The organism is Ligilactobacillus saerimneri DSM 16049, assembly GCF_000423265.1.
Lineage (GTDB): Bacteria > Bacillota > Bacilli > Lactobacillales > Lactobacillaceae > Ligilactobacillus > Ligilactobacillus saerimneri.
Genome location: NZ_AUHQ01000034.1, coordinates 1 through 17,224 on the forward strand (window position 1 = coordinate 1; position 17,224 = coordinate 17,224).

Annotated in this window: 17 protein-coding genes; 7 read left to right on the forward strand and 10 right to left on the reverse strand. The window is 43.4% G+C overall.

Annotated elements, in window-relative coordinates; translation table 11 throughout:
- A partial coding sequence (locus G541_RS09655; protein ID WP_027826262.1) for an IS30 family transposase occupies positions 1 to 307 on the forward strand: 307 nt, incomplete at its 5' end.
- A 15-nt stretch (positions 308 to 322) separates the two neighbouring features.
- Here the strand turns inward: G541_RS09655 and G541_RS10675 are convergent.
- Positions 323 to 718: a hypothetical protein gene (locus G541_RS10675; protein ID WP_051174604.1), complete on the reverse strand. Its 396-nt coding sequence runs from the start codon at positions 716 to 718 to the stop codon at positions 323 to 325.
- 129 nt (positions 719 to 847) lie between these two features.
- Positions 848 to 1,057 (reverse strand): phage minor capsid protein, encoded by a 210-nt coding sequence (locus G541_RS10680; RefSeq protein ID WP_338086465.1) that lies wholly within the window; start codon positions 1,055 to 1,057, stop codon positions 848 to 850.
- A gap of 625 nt (positions 1,058 to 1,682) precedes the next feature.
- Here G541_RS10680 and G541_RS0107390 point away from each other — a divergent pair.
- Both G541_RS0107390 and G541_RS0107395 read left to right on the forward strand, forming a co-directional pair.
- Positions 1,683 to 2,204, forward strand: coding sequence for a universal stress protein (locus tag G541_RS0107390; protein ID WP_027827017.1), 522 nt, complete (start codon positions 1,683 to 1,685; stop codon positions 2,202 to 2,204).
- 91 nt (positions 2,205 to 2,295) lie between these two features.
- Positions 2,296 to 4,413: a putative ornithine decarboxylase gene (locus tag G541_RS0107395; protein ID WP_027827018.1), complete on the forward strand. Its 2,118-nt coding sequence runs from the start codon at positions 2,296 to 2,298 to the stop codon at positions 4,411 to 4,413.
- Positions 4,414 to 4,534: 121 nt separating this feature from the next.
- Here G541_RS0107395 and G541_RS0107400 read toward each other — a convergent pair whose 3' ends face one another.
- On the reverse strand, positions 4,535 to 5,092 hold the full coding sequence (locus tag G541_RS0107400; RefSeq protein ID WP_027827019.1) for a DNA-3-methyladenine glycosylase I: 558 nt from the start codon (positions 5,090 to 5,092) through the stop codon (positions 4,535 to 4,537).
- Positions 5,093 to 5,209: 117 nt separating this feature from the next.
- Positions 5,210 to 6,358, reverse strand: coding sequence for a D-alanine--D-alanine ligase family protein (locus tag G541_RS0107405; protein ID WP_027827020.1), 1,149 nt, complete (start codon positions 6,356 to 6,358; stop codon positions 5,210 to 5,212).
- 370 nt (positions 6,359 to 6,728) lie between these two features.
- On the opposite strand from G541_RS0107405, the gene G541_RS0107410 reads away from it, so the two are divergent.
- The 3 genes from G541_RS0107410 to G541_RS0107420 are packed head-to-tail and all read left to right on the forward strand — an operon-like array spanning position 6,729 to position 11,325.
- Positions 6,729 to 8,246 carry a hypothetical protein gene (locus tag G541_RS0107410; protein WP_027827021.1) on the forward strand — a complete coding sequence of 506 codons (1,518 nt, stop codon included), beginning with the start codon at positions 6,729 to 6,731 and terminating at the stop codon, positions 8,244 to 8,246.
- Positions 8,243 to 10,375, forward strand: coding sequence for an RNA degradosome polyphosphate kinase (locus tag G541_RS0107415; RefSeq protein ID WP_027827022.1), 2,133 nt, complete (start codon positions 8,243 to 8,245; stop codon positions 10,373 to 10,375). The genes G541_RS0107410 and G541_RS0107415 overlap by 4 nt, the downstream gene beginning before the upstream one ends.
- A gap of 11 nt (positions 10,376 to 10,386) precedes the next feature.
- Positions 10,387 to 11,325, forward strand: a complete 939-nt coding sequence (locus tag G541_RS0107420) for a Ppx/GppA family phosphatase (protein WP_027827023.1) — start codon at positions 10,387 to 10,389, stop codon at positions 11,323 to 11,325.
- A 62-nt stretch (positions 11,326 to 11,387) separates the two neighbouring features.
- Here the strand turns inward: G541_RS0107420 and sufB are convergent, their stop codons facing one another.
- The 6 genes from sufB to G541_RS10425 form a co-directional block, all read right to left on the reverse strand.
- Positions 11,388 to 12,791, reverse strand: coding sequence for a Fe-S cluster assembly protein SufB (sufB, locus tag G541_RS0107425; RefSeq protein ID WP_009553747.1), 1,404 nt, complete (start codon positions 12,789 to 12,791; stop codon positions 11,388 to 11,390).
- Positions 12,792 to 13,241, reverse strand: coding sequence for a Fe-S cluster assembly sulfur transfer protein SufU (gene sufU / locus G541_RS0107430; protein WP_027827024.1), 450 nt, complete (start codon positions 13,239 to 13,241; stop codon positions 12,792 to 12,794).
- Positions 13,228 to 14,448: a SufS family cysteine desulfurase gene (locus G541_RS0107435; protein ID WP_027827025.1), complete on the reverse strand. Its 1,221-nt coding sequence runs from the start codon at positions 14,446 to 14,448 to the stop codon at positions 13,228 to 13,230. Before G541_RS0107435 ends, sufU begins: the two co-directional genes overlap by 14 nt.
- On the reverse strand, positions 14,441 to 15,712 hold the full coding sequence (sufD, locus tag G541_RS0107440) for a Fe-S cluster assembly protein SufD (RefSeq protein ID WP_027827026.1): 1,272 nt from the start codon (positions 15,710 to 15,712) through the stop codon (positions 14,441 to 14,443). Before sufD ends, G541_RS0107435 begins: the two co-directional genes overlap by 8 nt.
- A 15-nt stretch (positions 15,713 to 15,727) precedes the next feature.
- On the reverse strand, positions 15,728 to 16,498 hold the full coding sequence (gene sufC / locus G541_RS0107445; RefSeq protein ID WP_027827027.1) for a Fe-S cluster assembly ATPase SufC: 771 nt from the start codon (positions 16,496 to 16,498) through the stop codon (positions 15,728 to 15,730).
- Between the two features lie 224 nt (positions 16,499 to 16,722).
- Entirely contained in the window at positions 16,723 to 16,899 is a 177-nt protein-coding gene (locus tag G541_RS10425) for a hypothetical protein (RefSeq protein WP_155824546.1), read from the reverse strand.
- A 178-nt stretch (positions 16,900 to 17,077) separates the two neighbouring features.
- On the opposite strand from G541_RS10425, the gene G541_RS10265 reads away from it, so the two are divergent.
- A partial coding sequence (locus G541_RS10265) for a helix-turn-helix domain-containing protein (RefSeq protein ID WP_155824548.1) occupies positions 17,078 to 17,224 on the forward strand: 147 nt, incomplete at its 3' end.

Here is a 17,224-nt window from a genome sequence, read left to right on the forward strand (position 1 = left end):
TAATCAATTAGGAACTAATCTCAAGACACTGACGGTTGATCACGGGAAAGAGTTCGCCAACTACCAATCAATTGAGAAAAATACCGGCGTGCCGTTGTACTTTGCCCATGCTTATTCTCCGCATGAACGTGGTAGTAATGAGAATCGTAATCGAGTGTTACGGCGATTTATTCCTAAGGGTCAGCCAATTGAAGAGATTAGTGATGATGAATTGATTCAGATTAACTGGTATCTGAATTCACGGCCACTCAAATGTTTGAACTGGCGAACTCCAATTGAGATCTTTTTGCTTAATCTGCGTCATTAAATTTGTTCAAGTTATTTATTGCAATCTACCATAATTATATTTTTTATCAACAATTTCATGAGCGTGCTTATAAGTCCAGTCAGGATTGGCTTTCATTAATTGCCGTTCGTACAACTCATGTTTCAACATAATTATATCTTCATTCAATAATTCTTGTCCATTAAATATCCTCTGAAATGACTGAGCCATATCTATGTCAGGAACAAATTTAGCCATTACTTCATTGCCATTAGCATCTAAAGTTAAATGCTTGTCCACAAATATATGCTTATAAATTTCAGCTGCATCTTTTTCTGATATATTCCCCGCTTTACTGATCTTTCTAATACTTTGCTTACTATCACGTTGAGCAAATTGAACATACAGTTTCTTCGCTTTCTCTTCATCAGGGAACATTGGTTCAAAGTCCATAAATGACTTTGCTCGCTCTTTAATGGCTCCGCTTTCTTTGTATGCAAATATTCCTTCCCTGGAATAATCCCGAATTAAGATATTATGCTTACCGGCATTGGTTTCCTTGATGAACTCTCTCAGTCGGTTCTACCGTGCTCGTACTAGCGTTTTGTATCGACTGATCGCTTCTTTATCGTCTAATAATTCAGCGGTTCTCAGTCTTTTCTTTGCTTCTCGGATTGATCGCTCATAAGCCCGTTGCCTTTGCTGCAAGTTTCCATCCTTAATTACTTCTTTAGGATCATATTGGGGTTGATAGTTAACTAGTATATTTTCAGAGAAAATAAAAAGAAGAATCCTGAAACGTCTAAAAAATTGCTAAATATGCAACGATAGGTGCCTGGTCAGTACCTGCAATAGAGCTGATAAAAGCAATTGACGACGTTATCAAAATTCTCCTAAAAAGTTCCAAAGAAACTTGGAAAACCACTTGGAAATAGTTGAGGCAATTCTCACCGCAACCGCAGCTATTACATCAATTCTAAGTTGGTTAGGAATCAAGCCCTAGGAACTAAATATGGAATGTAGGAAGTTATAAACTCCCTCTTTCCTATATCATAAAATATATAAGAATAATTGCAATGAAAAAGCTACATGCAGCACTAAATGCTGTGATCTATGTAAGTCAATAGTAATTAACTTACCCATGCTTTTAAGGATAAAACCATGATCAATTTAAATGATGAAAATATTATGACAGCGCAAACAGGCTCCGACAATCTTTGCCAAGTACGTGGACTTCTAAACTTAAAAAGTGTGCATACTTTTTTGGTAAACTCATTCAATACATTTAAAAGTCAAGTAGTCAAAAAATAGCTATAATACCACTATTAGCGCATTTTTTATATGCATTTTAATTCCATTGAAATCGTTCACTTTATCAAGTAAAATAAAGGTGAGGAGTAAAGAAAGGATGATTCATATGTTACAAAAATACAAAAACATTCTCGTACCCGTTGATGGTTCTTATGAATCTGAACTAGCTTTCAAAAAAGCGGTAGCCGTAGCAAAAAGAAACGGCTCAGATACAAAGCTCCACCTCGTTCATGTAGTTGATACTCGGGCTTTCCAAAACATCTCTAGTTTTGACACAGAAATGGTTGAACAAGTTACCGAAACTGCACGCAAAACAATGGAAGGCTACGTTGCTGAAGGCAAGCAAAATGGTGTTGAAAACATCAGCTATGCAATTGAATATGGGGCACCAAAGGTTCTCATTGCTAAGGATATTCCGGCTAAAGAACATATTGACCTGATTTTAATTGGTGCCACTGGTCTCAATGCGGTTGAACGTCTTTTAATTGGTTCGGTAACTGAATATGTTACCCGGACAGCTGCTTGTGATGTTTTAGTTGTAAGAACAGACTTAGATAACAAGCTTGCTTTAAGCAAGAATCAAAAGAAAGCAGCTCAAAAACGCAAAGAACAAAACTTGAATAAATAAAGTTATCCCCTGGCACTCCAGTGAGTCCAGGGGTTTATTTTGTCAAGATTTATCTATGAAAGGAGTTACAGCATTGCGCTGTTGTCATACTATGAATACATATTTCAAAATAGCCGCTCCCCAGCACCTTTTTTCTTTTTTACCCGCTAAATGGGAGCACGTACCTTTGTCTAACCACCTAGATCCAGCAGAGCTGTTAGCAGTTGTCATCACTGCTGATAGCGACCATGAATATGAACTAGCCTACGCCCTTCGTGACCAGTCTGGCTTAGATTTTCCTATTATCCGCCTTTTGGGAACCGAAAACCCGACTACCGTCCGCCAGCAAATCGCAGGCCAGGCGCAGACATACTATGAGCAAGTTATCCCACCTTTTTTACGTGACTTGGTTAACTTTGCTGATCGTCGTCCGTTAAGTTTTACCACGCCTGGCCATCACAATGGCTTGTATTACAGTAAACATCCTGCTGGCAGTTTATTTAATCGCTTCTTTGGCGAAAACATGCTCTATGCTGATACTTCAGATACTGTACCTGAACTTGGGGATATGATGACCCATGCGGGGTCCCCCCTCGTTGCGGAGCAAGCCGCTGCTAAGGCTTACCAGGCAGATAAAGTCTACTTCGTTACCAATGGGACAACAACTTCTAATTCAGTCTGTGCTAGTGCTGTCCTCAATCCTGGCGATTTGGTCTTGTTTGACCGAAATAACCATAAATCGCTATACAATAGTGCCCTAATGATCCAGGGAGCACGTCCTATCTACGTCAATACTGCCCGTAATCCCCTAGGGATGATTGGCGCAATGGACGGTAACGAACTCGATGAACAAGCCCTCCGTCGCCGTATCGCGCAGGTTGACCCTGAAAAAGCCCATGCTAAACGTCCCTTCAGAATGGCGATCATTCAAGCAGAGACATACGATGGTATCTTAACTAACCCTGAATGGATTCTTGAAAAGATCGGCCATCTCTGCGACTATATCCTCTTTGATTGTGCTTGGGCTGGCTATGAACAGTACCTTCCCTTGTTGCAACGGTTCTCACCTTTACAACATGAGTATGGGCCAGATGACCCCGGGATCTTAGTAACCCAATCAATCCACAAGCAGCAAGGAGGCATGACCCAGGTTTCGCAAATCCTGAAAAAGGACCATCACTTACGGGGACAAAAGCGGTACGTCGATCATATTCATTTTAATAACGCTTACTTGAAGTTTGTTACCTCTAGTTATTCATACCCTCTGTATGCTTCGCTAGTCACCAATGCTGCTTTGGCTCAAGCAAAAGCTAACTATAAATGGTGGCAAGAATTATTAGTCCATACAATTAACTTTAGGAAACGGCTGCTCAAAGAATCTAAGCTCTTCCGCCCATTTGTACCCCCTACTGTCGCTGGTAAAAAATGGGTAGATATTCCCACGAGCGAGCTCTGTACAAATGACCAGTACTGGCAGATTGCCCCGCAAGATAACTGGCACGGGTTTGCCAATAACGCAACCGACGAAGCCATCGTTGATCCCGTTAAAATTACGCTTGCTCTCCCTGGGGTAGACCTTCGTCACCACCAGTATGAATCTACTGGTATCCCTGGTGCAATCGTTCGAGCTTACCTGCTAGAGCATGACATCATTCCGGGAAAAGCAGACCTTAACTCACTCCTGTTCCTCCCATCACCAGGTGATGGTCCCGAAGAGTTCGCTGCTTTATTTGATGCCCTGATGACCTTTGAACGCCTCTATTTGGCCGACGCACCTTTGGAACAAGTCTTAGGTCAAGTCTATCGCGCTCATCAGCACCGCTACCACGGCTATACCATCCAACAGCTTTGTAATGAGATGCACAACTACTACCGCGCTAACGATACTTTTACACTCCAAAAAGAATTGTTTGCTAACCCCCATCTTGATGACTATCCGTTAACTCCTTACCAAGCAGACAAGCGTTTCATGCGCAATGACAGCGAAATGTGTCCTTTGGAAGAGATCCAAGGTCGCATTGCCCTAGAAGGAGCCCTACCTTATCCTCCTGGTGTCTTTGTGGTTGCACCTGGTGAACGGTGGACAGCAACAAGTCAACAATACTTTTTGACCCTCCTGGGCGCAATTGAACGCTTCCCAGGCTTTACGCCAGAGATTCAAGGAGTGCATTATCACCAAGACACTGATGGTAAGTTACATGTCTTCGGGGCAGTACTTCCCACAAATTAACCACTTAAGTAATATAAGCCGGATAATGAACAAAAATTCACCATCCGGCTTTTTTGTATGCCTTGTCTTAGCTTGCACTCCAAACGCTTATCCTAAATCTTCCTCTTACTCACTTTTAACTCTAATCATGGTGAAATTTGCGGGAACATCCATCTAAATGATCATTGACCATCCCACTCGCCTGCATAAAGGAATAAATAATTTTAGGACCGACAAATTTAAATCCCCGTTTTTTCATTACTTGGCTAATTGTCTGGGCCAAGGCCGTTTGGGCAGGGACTTCCGTCGGACTGTGCCAATGATTAATAATCGGTTCACCACCTACCATACGCCAAAAATACTCATCTAAGCTTTGTTCCCGTTGAATTTGCTGACAGACCTGTGCGTTATTAATCACCGCTAAAATCTTGCGCCGGTTCCGAATAATAGCCGGATCAGCCACCAAACGGTCCACGTCCAGCGGACCAAAGACCGCCACTCGGTCAATATTAAATGCAGCAAAAGCCTGCCGCAATGCCGGTCTTTTTTGCAATATTGTTTGCCAGCTCAAGCCTGCTTGAAAAATCTCCAAACTCAACAATTCAAACAAGCGCTGGCCATCATGCTGGGGATTCCCCCATTCATCATCATGATATGCGCGCATCGCAGGTGTTGTGTCATATGCCCATGCACATTTCATAGCGCCCCCTCCTTTTCTTCCTATAATCAACTACGCTGTTAACCTTTAGATTAAGCAGTGCAAAAAAGAGCCAGGATTCAACGCAAATCCTAGCTCCCATGCTAATTAAGCAAATTATTAATCTTTTTCAGTTTGCCGCATAATCTTTGTTCCCACTTTTTCAGTTCCCAACTTAACGAAGTCGTAGTGGAGTTTAGCATTGTGTTCGAATTCTTCAAACGCCAAGTCGATCAAACGGTTTAAAGTTTGCTTGTAAGTAATACCATCAATTTCCCATAATTGTGGGTAAAGAGAAATATTAGTGAAACCTGGTAACGTATTTACTTCACTAAAGTATGGTACGTCATTTTCATCAACCAAGAAGTCCATCCGTGCCAAACCCCGGTTACCTAATACCTTGTAGGCATCCAATGACATTTGTTGAACTTCCTTACTCAATTCATCCGTAATGTTAGCCGGTAATTCGAATACCACTCCAGATGCATCAACGAACTTGTTATTGTAATCATAGAACGCGTCACCCTTAGGGACAACAATCGCCCCAATCTTGGATGCCTCTGGTTCCCGGTTACCAATCACAGAGCATTCTACTTCCCGTGGGTTCTTAATGCCTTCTTCAATCAAGACCTTATAGTCATACAAGAAAGCATCATTCAAAGCTGCTTCAAACTCATCTGCAGAAGTTACTTTGTGGATCCCTACGGATGAACCTTGCCGCGCAGGCTTAACGAACAAAACGTCACCTAATTCAGCTACGCATTTTGCATATGGGTACTCAGCTCTAGTTTCGGGAGTAACTGTTACATACCGGGTATTACGAATCCCATGGTATGTTAATAGTTGCTTCGTCAAATCTTTGTCGTAGGAAATAGCCGAAGAAGTAATCCCACTACCAATCCATGGCTTGTTGAGGAGGCGGAACAAACCTTGAACCGTTCCGTCTTCACCCATGTTACCGTGAATAACTGGAATAAAGAGGTCAATATCCTTAACCTCGGAAAGACTTTGCACATTGACCAATGGGTTTGAGTAATCCAAATCGGCTGTTGCTTCAGCTACAACTTGGTCTTCATCTTCACCATCAAAGATCCGTAGTGAATCTTTGTTTCCTAAGAGTAATCCATCCTTAGTAAACATAAATACTGATACCTGATATTTTTCCTTATCAAGGGCATCATAGACATTATGAGCTGAACGTTTGGAAACGTCGTGTTCAGAGGAATTACCACCAAAAAGCAATGCAATGTGTAATTTCTTATCTGTCATCATTTTCTCCGTTCTTATTGGTTATTTATTATACGGTTGGCAACTTGTGCTACCGCAATTATACTATGGAAGTATAAATTTGTCAGTTAGATTTTCAGGGTTCTTTCTCATCTTAAAGTAACACCCAAATCCCACAAATGCCCCCATGACCCGCTCAATATGTGGCATTTAAAGCAAATTCATCCTAATTAATATGTCATAAAAATTATGGAACTATAATTTTTATTCGAGAAAAAACTGTTATTTATCCATCACTATTTCACATTTTTTAAAAGCACACTCTGCTTGCAAGTTATTAACTTAATGCTCCTTTAAAAACCGTTTCCAATCTACTAAAATAAAAGTGAATGTACAAGGATAGGAGTATATTATGGCAAACTACTATGGAATAATTTACTTATCATACCGCTCGCTTAAATTAAAGATCATTGACCTCAAAAAAATGACTACGCTGGAAACCGTCGTGGCCGATATTCCCCCTACTGTCGCCAAAAACCATGTATTTACCCAGGAACTAGATACTATCATTCGGGGCTTACATGGTTTCAAGCAGATTCTAAAGGAAAACGGGGTCACATCTTTTAAAATGTGGGCCAACGGGCAACTACTTGAACCCATGACAGCAGCTTACCTTGGGGAACAGATTTTTACCCAAACCGGCTTTACTATTCACTGGCTCAATGAGAACCAGCTGATCTACCTCAAGGCAATTGGTGTTTTAGAAAGTCTTGATGAACAAATCATTTCTGATCCGTCCTTTTATTTACTAAATTTCGGATCATCTTCGATCACTATTTCAAAATTTGCTGAGCAAACCTTCCACACCAATTGGAATTTCACGCTCGACGAACAACTCAACCATGAGGTTATATCTTCATCGACCAACACCACCGCCAATGCGATTGAAATTCTGGACGACATCATTGGCAGTGATTTGATTTCTTTCCGTAATCAATTTCCTTTTCTGGATGCTGGTCATACTCTTATTGTTCAAGATGCGAACTTTCTTAACCGTATTTTCTTAGACAAAAAAGGCGTTAAATTTACTAAGCTTTCCAGCAAAAAGTTCCTCAATATTTATGAGAAGGTTCTATACTCCCCTAACCAGTACTTAGAGGAAAAATACCACATCCCTTTGTCCGAACAAACTAACTTGGTAGCACGACTTATTTTGCTCAAGCGCATCATTGCCCTGACTAAAGTCAAAAAGATTTATCTAACTTCGATCTCAGCCATGACGGGCTTGGCATTAGCCGAAGGAATTCAGTCCCACCTGCTCAAACGTAACTACGATTCGATGATTGTCAGTGCTGCCCAATACTTAGCCGCCCGCTATGATGTCGATCTTAATCATTGTCATAATGTTATCCACAATGCTCTCCACCTTTTTGATCAGACGCAAAAGATTCACCATCTCGGACACGATGAGCGCTTGTTGTTGGAGTTAGCTGGTTATTTGAGTGACATTGGCAACTTTATTGGGCATACTGACCATTTTAATCACTCAGCCTATATCATCACGGCCAGCAAGTTATTAGGCCTGTCACAAACGCAAATCCAAATTATTGCTGAAGTAGCCCGGCTGTATAATCTCCAGACCTCACGCCAGCAGATCAATGAACGGTTAGCCCAGATCCCACCAACTACCGGCTTAATCATCGCTAAATTAGTGGCAATTTTACGTTTAGCAGGTGCACTTGATGCAGCTTTTGAACAAAAGGTGACTAAAACTAGCATCTCTTTAAAAGCCAACACCCTCATTGTTACTGCTTATTCCACTGATGACTTGACCCTAGAAAAATGGACGTTTAACCGAAGTGCTAATTTATTTACTACTGTATTTGGGATCCGCCCCCAGCTCAAACAAAGGATGATTGTTAACAAATGAAAGTGAAAAATAAATTTTTAAACCCTGATTTTTTTATTAACCGCGAATTAAGTTGGATCGACTTCAACGGCCGGGTGCTCGAAGAAGCACGTGACCCCGAAAACCCCTTACTCGAACGGGCAAACTTTCTTGGCATTACCCAAAGCAACGTCGATGAATTTTTCATGGTCCGGGTTGCTTCCCTTAACAAGTTAAAAACCGCCCATGTCGAAAAAAAGGATGCTGCTGGCCTAACTGTTGCCGAGCAAATTGAAGCGATTAACCAAAAGGAGCACCACATGGTGGCGCGGCGTTATACCACTTATAACCGCTCGCTTATCCCCTTACTAGCTAAACAAGGAATTAAAATCGTTTCTGTTCGGGATTTAAACGACGGTCAATATGAAGCCTTACGGCGTTATTTTAACGATGAGGTTTATCCAGTATTAACCCCAATGGCTGATGATTCCTCCCGGCCTTTCCCCTTCATCGCTAATAATTCGCTCAATATTGCGGTCCGCCTCCACCTCCCTACCAGTACTGAGGCTAAATATGCGATCATTCGGATTCCCCAGCTGTTCAAGCGCTTGATTCGGGTAGTCAATGAACCTAATACTTTTGTTCTAATTGAGGATATCATTAAGGAATTTATCCCCCTCCTCTTTGCTGGCTATACGATCGATGAAACCACAACTTTCCGGGTAATTCGGGACATGGACCTTGATGTAGCCGAACGGGATACTTCGGACTTGTTGCTGGCGGTGCAAGAGCAGCTCAAAGAGCGGGAACACGGCAGTGTGGTCCGGCTGGAAATTGAAAAGCAAACTAGTTCCGCCTTGGCACGGCGCCTAATCACTAATCTTAAAGTTAGTTCTCAGGCCATTTATTACATCAATGGTCCAATTGACCTGACTTTCTTGAAAAAGTTGGGGCGGGAAGTCAACGGCCACGCTGATTTGCGCTTCACACCTTTTACCCCTTATCAGGTTCCAGAACTAGATGAACACCATGATATTTTTGCTGAAATCAGACGACGCGACTTCTTGGTTCAGCACCCTTATGACTCCTTTAATAGTGTCATCAATTTTATCAAGCAAGCCGCCTTTGACCCGCAAGTTTTAGCCATCAAAATGACTCTTTACCGGGTATCGGGAAATTCACCAATTATCAAATACCTAGGTCAAGCTGCACAGCAAGGTAAGCAAGTAACCGTCTTGGTGGAAGTCAAAGCCCGGTTCGATGAAAAGAATAATGTTCGTTGGGCCAAAAAGCTAGAAGAGATGGGCTGTCACGTAATATATGGTCTTGTCGGGTTAAAGACTCACTCCAAGACCATCCTTATTATCCGTAAAGAGCATGATGGTATTCGGCGATATATGCACTTTGGCACAGGAAACTACAATGACGTCACGGCTCACTTCTACACTGATATTGGTCTTTTTACTTGCAACAACGAAATGGGGATTGATTCGACTAACTTATTTAATACACTCTCAGGCTTTTCACAACCGCCATACTATCACCGCCTCCATCTTTCACCCAAAAACATTCGCAAGTTTATTGGTCACAAGATCGACAATGAAATTGCCCATGCGCAAGCAGGCGATCCCGCATTGATTCGGATGAAGATGAATTCCCTTTCTGATCCGCATATTATTGCCAAGCTTTATGAAGCGGCAGCGGCCGGGGTCAAAATCGAATTGATAGTCCGGGGAATTTGTTGTCTCCGCAATGATATTCCAGAATGCAAAAATAATATCACCGTACACTCTATCGTCGGTCGCTTACTCGAACATAGTCGAATCTACTACTTCTCTAACGGGGGTAAAGAAGAAATATACTTTGCCAGTGCTGATATGATGAAGCGGAACTTGGACCGCCGGGTCGAAATTCTGTATCCTGTATTAGAAGACGACTTGCAGCAACGGGGGATCGCTATTTTTGATACCTTGTGGCGGGATAATGTCAAAGCACGGAACTTAGTTGGCACGCAATTCAAGCGGATCGATCGCCGCGGGATAACATCGTTTAATGCCCAGGAGTTCTTTATCAGCGAAGCAAAACGAAAGCAGCGGCAAATTCGTAAAGAAAGCAAACGACGTAACAAAAAAGCGTCACATTTCATTCCGTTATTAAACGACCAAAATTAAGGAGGAGTATCATGACCAAAATTGCTGTAATTGACCTCGGTTCAAACTCAGTTCGGCTGCAAATAAGTGTGGTGGACCCCGGACAAGCTCCACAAATCTTAGTCCGCGAAAAAGAATACGTCCGCCTCTCGGAAAACATGGGAACAGCTAAAATACTCCAACCCGAACCTATTCGGCGGACTATGGTTGCCTTAGAAAAGTTTCAACACCTGATTGCAACCCATAACTGTGACCAGGTGATTGGGATTGCCACAGCGGCTGTGCGCCAGGCACAAAATCAACAGGAATTCTTACACCAAGTCAAACAGTCCTATGGCTTTGACTTTCAAGTTGTTACCGGTGAACAAGAAGCTTTCTTAGATTATTTGGGAGTAACCCGGACCTTTGCCCGCCAGGATTGCCTGATCTTAGATACCGGTGGAGCCAGCACCGAAATTATTCTCGTGCATGACCGCCAGGCCCAACGGCTTATTAGCTTGCCGTTTGGCTCGGTTAACCTTACCCAGCGCTTCCAGCTTGAAGATGTTATCTCCGCTGCAAACCTCTTTGAAGCGTTAACTTTTGCTGAAATGCAGTTAACTGGCATCAAATGGCTCCGTAAGGCGCATAATCTCCCGTTAATTGTTTTAGGCGGGAGCAACCGATCCATTGCCAAAATTGACCGGCGTAAGCATAATACCCCTAAAGACCTGCTTCCTCCAGTTCATGGTTACCAGATGTCGGCCCAGGCTATCTTCGCCCTCACTAGCAAGCTCTTAGCCATGGATAAAAAGGAACGGGCCAATATCCCCGGCCTGGCCAAGAACCGAGCAGATATTATCATCGGTGGTTTGATTCCGATCAACCTCTTGTTGCGGACGTTGCACATTACTGAGGTGACATTTTCCAATGCGGGGCTCCGGGAAGGGGTCGTTTTTGCCCACCTCGAAAATCTTACTTTACCACAATAAAATTAACTACTAAAAAGGGAGGAAACATGCTGTTTTACCAGTATGCTTCCTCCCTATTTTGTTTAACCAACTGATCCATCCATTTGATATTCGATCAAACGGTTCAATTCCACTGCATATTCCATCGGTAGTTCCTTGGTAAAAGGTTCAACAAAGCCCATGACAATCATCTCTGTTGCTTTTTGCTCGGAAATTCCGCGACTTTGCAAATAATACAGCTGTTCTTCTGATATCTTTGAAACTTTAGCTTCATGTTCCATAGAAACATTGCCGTTCAATACTTCATTGTATGGAATAGTATCACTACTGGACTGCTCGTCCATAATGATTGTATCGCATTCCACGTGGGCAAAGGACCCGTCGCTCTTGCGCCCAAACCGGACATAACCGCGATAATCCGCGATCCCCCCATCTTTACAGAGTGACTTGGAAATAATTGATGAGGTTGTTTTAGGCGCATTGTGAATCATCCGCGCCCCCGTATCGGAATCAATGTTTTTACCGGCAAAAGCAATTGACAGCATCGTCCCTTTTGCTCCTTGACCGTCAAGGTAAACACTAGGATACTTCATCGTAACTTTTGAACCTAAGTTGCCGTCGACCCATTCCATCGTTGCATTCTCTAAAGCCCGGGCCCGTTTGGTTTCCAGACTATAAACATTATTGGACCAATTTTGAATCGTTGTATACCGACAATAAGCATTCGGCAAAACATTGACCTCTACAACGGCCGCGTGGAGACTATCAGCCGAGTAATTAGGCGCCGTACACCCTTCCACATAATTCAGGCTTGCCCCTTCGTCAACAATGATTAACGTCCGCTCAAACTGGCCCGAGTTCCCCGCATTGATCCGGAAATAACTCTGAATTGGCATTGGAACCCGGACTCCCTTGGGAACATAGATAAACGTCCCGCCCGACCAAACAGCGGAATTAAGGGCAGCAAACTTATTATCTGCCGGGGGAATCAGCTTGCCAAAATACTTGCGCACAAGTTCTGGATACTGCTGAACCGCGCTATCTGTATCCATGAAAATAATACCTAATTTATCAAATTCCTTTTTCATGTTGTGGTACACAACTTCAGATTCATACTGGGCAGATGACCCCGCCAAGTATTTACGCTCCGCTTGTGGCACCCCCAACCGTTCAAAGGTTTCTTTCATTTCTTGGGGCACATCATCCCAACTACGGGCTACTTTATCCGTACTCCGTCGGAAATAATTAATATGTTCATAATCTAACTTGCTTAGATCTGGCCCAAAAGACGGCATAGGTAACTTACGGTAGATTTCATATGCCCGCAAGCGGAAGTCCAACATCCACTCAGGCTCATTTTTAGCAGCTGAAATTTGCCGCACAATATCAGCTGTTAGCCCTTCGCCAGTGGTTAATATCGGCTCAATATTATCTTTGAACCCGTACTTATATTCTTTACCAATATCCTTAATATCTGGTTCAATCATCTATCGTCCCTCCTCAGTAGCACCGATGGCTTGGTATAAAGCTTTCCACGCTAAAGTTGCACATTTTATCCGCGTTGGAAACTGGGCCACACTTCCCAAAATAGCCGCGTCCCCCAGTAACTGTTCGTCAGCAGGCTCAATCTCCTGTCCAATCACCAGGTCTGAAAAAGCAGTAACCATGTGGCGACAATCGTCAATACTATGACCTTGCACCACCTCTGTCAAAATGCTGGCAGAAGCTTGCGAAATTGAACATCCTTGTCCAGAAAAACATGCTTGAATAACTTTATTGTCCTGAATTTGTAACTGCACAGTGATTGTATCCCCACAAGTAGGATTATGGAGGGTTTGCTCATGAGTTGCTTTAGGCAAACTCCCCTTATTTTGTGGATACTGTGCATGTTCCAAAACTATTTCGCGATACAAATTGTTCAAACTAGCTAATCCCATTCGTGAAAAACTCCTTTGTCGCAACCAATGCATCCACAAACCGGGTTACATCAGTGGTCGTATTGTATAAGTAAAAACTAGCGCGACATGTGGCTGGAACCCCTAAGGCTTTCATTAACGGTTGCGCACAGTGGTGACCCGCGCGGACAGCAATTCCCTGCATATCCAGTGCCGTCGCTACATCATGGGGATGGATTCCTGCTAAATTAAAAGAAATAATGCCCGTCTGAACCATATCAGTTGGCTTGCCGTAAATTTCTAAGCCTGGGATCTTAGCCATTGCGCTCAGCGCTTGCTGTACCAATTGCTGATTGTTTTGTTGGATTTGCTCCCACCCAACCATCTGCAAATAATCAATGGCTGCCCCTAAACCAATTACCCCGGTAATATTCTGGGTGCCCGCTTCAAACTTCCACGGGGTCGGTTTGAAGGTTGTTTCATTCAAACCAACTTCACTAATCATTTCTCCGCCAAATTCTACCGGATCTAAGTCGTCTAGCAAGGCCTTTTTGCCCCACAGAACGCCAATCCCATTAGGACCCAGCATCTTATGCCCAGAAAAAGTTAGGTAGTCTAATTCCAACTGCTCAACATCAACTGGCATATGGGGAACAGCCTGAGCACCGTCGGCCACGATGACCGCCCCATTACGGTGGGCCAAATGCGCTAGTTCACGCACTGGAGTGACCGTTCCTAAAACATTAGAAACCAACGTTGTGGCAACAACGGCTGTCCGCCCGTCGATCTTGCGCTGAGCATCTGCCATATCTAATCGAAAATCAGGGGTCATTTCAATGTATTCAAGTTCTGCTCCCAGCCGGTGGGCGACCTGTTGCCAGGGAACAATGTTGCTATGGTGCTCCATCATGGTTAGGACGATTTTGTCACCCTGGTGAATCTTTAGGGAACGTGCCAGCCAATTTAACCCCTCAGTCGTCCCCTTGGTAAAGACGATTTCGCGGGCATCGCTCGCTCCAATCCACGCTGCTACTTGCTTGCGCACTCCTTCATAGCGCTCTGTGGCCCGTTGTGCCAGGGTATACACCCCGCGGTGAACATTGGCATTATCGGTCTTTTTAAAGTCAGTGATTGCTGCCATTACTTGCTCAGGCATCTGACTAGTAGCAGCACTATCCAGATAAACAAGGTGCTCGTGGTTAACCATCTGCTTTAATAACGGAAAATCCGTTGCAAAATTATCACGCATTTTTTTGCCCTTCAATCAATTTTTGTTCGCATACTTTCTCCAGCGTTGTCAACGTATGCTTGTCAGGAATTTTATTTAAAACTGGCCCTAAGAAACCACGAATTACCAATCTTTCCGCCAATTCTTTGGAGAGACCACGGCTCATCAAATAATACATTTGCTCTTCATCAATCCGCCCGACACTAGCGGCATGGCCCGCAGTAACATCATTATCATCAATCAATAATATCGGGTTAGCATCGCCCCGCCCCTGTTTAGAAAGCATCAAAACCCGACTTTCTTGTTGGGCATCTGCTCCCTTGGCCCCGTGCAAGATATGGCCAATTCCATTAAAGATTAGTTGTGATTTTCCTAAAATCACCCCATGTTGGAGGATATGACCAATGGTATTAGGGGCTTTATTGGTTACCCGGGAGTCTATTCCTTGTACCTGCTTAGCGCTAGTCATCGCTACAATTTTTACCTCAGCATGGGCTCCGTTACCAACTAGGTCGGAGTCAAAGTCACCTACAGTATTGCCGTCATTCATCATCCCCATACTCCAGTCAATCCGGGCATCCCGTTCTACCGTAGCCCGGCGATTCAGATATGCTGTGGTATTTGGGCCCAAACGATCACTGCTGGCAAAATTGACATGACTTCCCGGACGGGCAACAACTTCGACGATGATGTTTGCAGTCGCTTCTTTTGAGCCAATAGTTTGCAGATTCTCAAGGTAAGTCAGTGAACTATTTTCAGCGGCAACAATCAATACGTGGGGGACAAAATCTGCGGTTGTTCGGGCATCTTGAATCAAATAACTTACCAATGGTTCAGTCACTTGGACGTTACGGGGCACATAAATAAATAATCCCCCCTGCATCCAGGCTGCATGCTGGGCTGTAAGTTGGTTTTCATCCCACTTAACGGTTTTTCCATAGTACTTCTGAATGAGGTCGGCATGTTTAGTCAGCGCAGTATGCCAATCGCACATGATAACTCCTTGTGCCTGCCACTTTTGGGCTAGCTGACACCATTGCGTATGCTTGTTCGTCCAGACAAAGGTATTATCCTGGTACAAATCAGAACTAATTGCCGTGTCCTCAAGGGAACTTGTTGCTTGGTCAAACTGCTGTAAAGCTATTGGCCAGCGATGATAGTCGATCCGTTCAAAGACAGGCCGTGCTAGCGTGGCGCTCGCTTGGAGGGCTTGTTGCCGGTAAGCTTTAAACCAAGTTGGCTCCGTGGTTGAGTTAGGCAGGCAGGCGTTAGCTTGCTTTTTCATCACACTTCCCCCTCCCTAATTTTCATCGACCAGTTTGATGTCCAAGCCTAGTTCATCCCGCAAACCTGCGTAGCCTTCAGCCTCTAGCTTCTGGGCTAATTCGGGACCACCATGCTGAACAATGCGGCCTCCCATCATTACATGCACATAATCAGGGACAATATAGTTTAATAACCGTTGGTAGTGGGTAATAATCAAGGCCCCAAATGCTGGCGTCCGCATCTGGTTAACCCCACGGGCGACCACCTTCAGGGCGTCAATATCTAACCCTGAATCAATTTCATCCAAAATAGCAAACTTTGGCTTAATCATCATCATTTGTAAAATTTCATTACGTTTTTTTTCACCGCCAGAAAAGCCTTGGTTTAGATAGCGGTCCGCCATTTTTTCTGTCATATCGAGTGTTGCCAAGGCCTGGTCAAACTCTTGGAGGAACTCTCTGATTGGCATCGGCTTTTCTCGCCGCGCATTGACTGCATCCCGAATAAAGTTAACATTCGTTACTCCTGGGATCTCGGCCGGATACTGCATGGCTAAGAAGAGACCGGCCCGGGCGCGCTCGTCAACAGCCATTTGTAACAGGTCTTGACCGTCAAGCAGGATTTCCCCCTGGGTCACTTCATATTTGGGATTACCCATGATCGCCTCTGAAAGGGTTGATTTCCCTGTCCCGTTAGGTCCCATGATTGCATGAATTTCCCCAGTCCGAAGGGTTAAATTGACCCCCTGTAAAATCTCTTTTCCTGCGACTGCCACATGTAAATCCTTGATCTCGAGTACCGCCATTCTTACTCCTCCTAATTAACAACTAATATTATTGTTCATTATAGCTTAATCTTAAAATTAAAAAAACATCCTTGCTAAACAAGAAAATGACGCACTGTGCGATATCCCCCCAGTACTTTAATCTTCAAAGTCATGCTAAGATCAGATATTTGCTACTAAAAATCACAGCAAAAAAGGATTGGTATGTTTATCAAGCAAATAAACATTAACCAATCCTCTAAAGCCTAGAGTAAACCAAGTTCCTTCAAAAGGGCTCGATACTCAGGATCTTTTCTTATCAATTCAGGCTCTATTTTTTTGAATTCTCTAATATATTGTCTTTCTTCTTCGGCGGTAATAGCTGGATCTTGAAAAATATCCAAAGTTTCTTCTACTTCATTATTCTTTGATCCTCGTTCCACAATATCACCTTTCCTGTATATTACCTCTGGCATACAACAACGCTGATTGTAAAATCAAATTGAACACTGTTCCGATCTAGTAAGTGAAAATCGTTTTTACTGGATCAGAGCACAAAAAATCCATTTCAACCTTCTGGTAGAATATGAATTACCACAAAACATTTCTAGAGAGGTTAAAATGGATCATTCATATTCTAACACTAAACCACACCAAAAGGGAAAGCACCTTTCAAAGGATGATCGAATTACAATTCAAGTGATGCATTCTATTGGCTGCTCAAACCGTGCCATTGCTAGAGAGCTTAACTGCTCGCCAAGTACAATC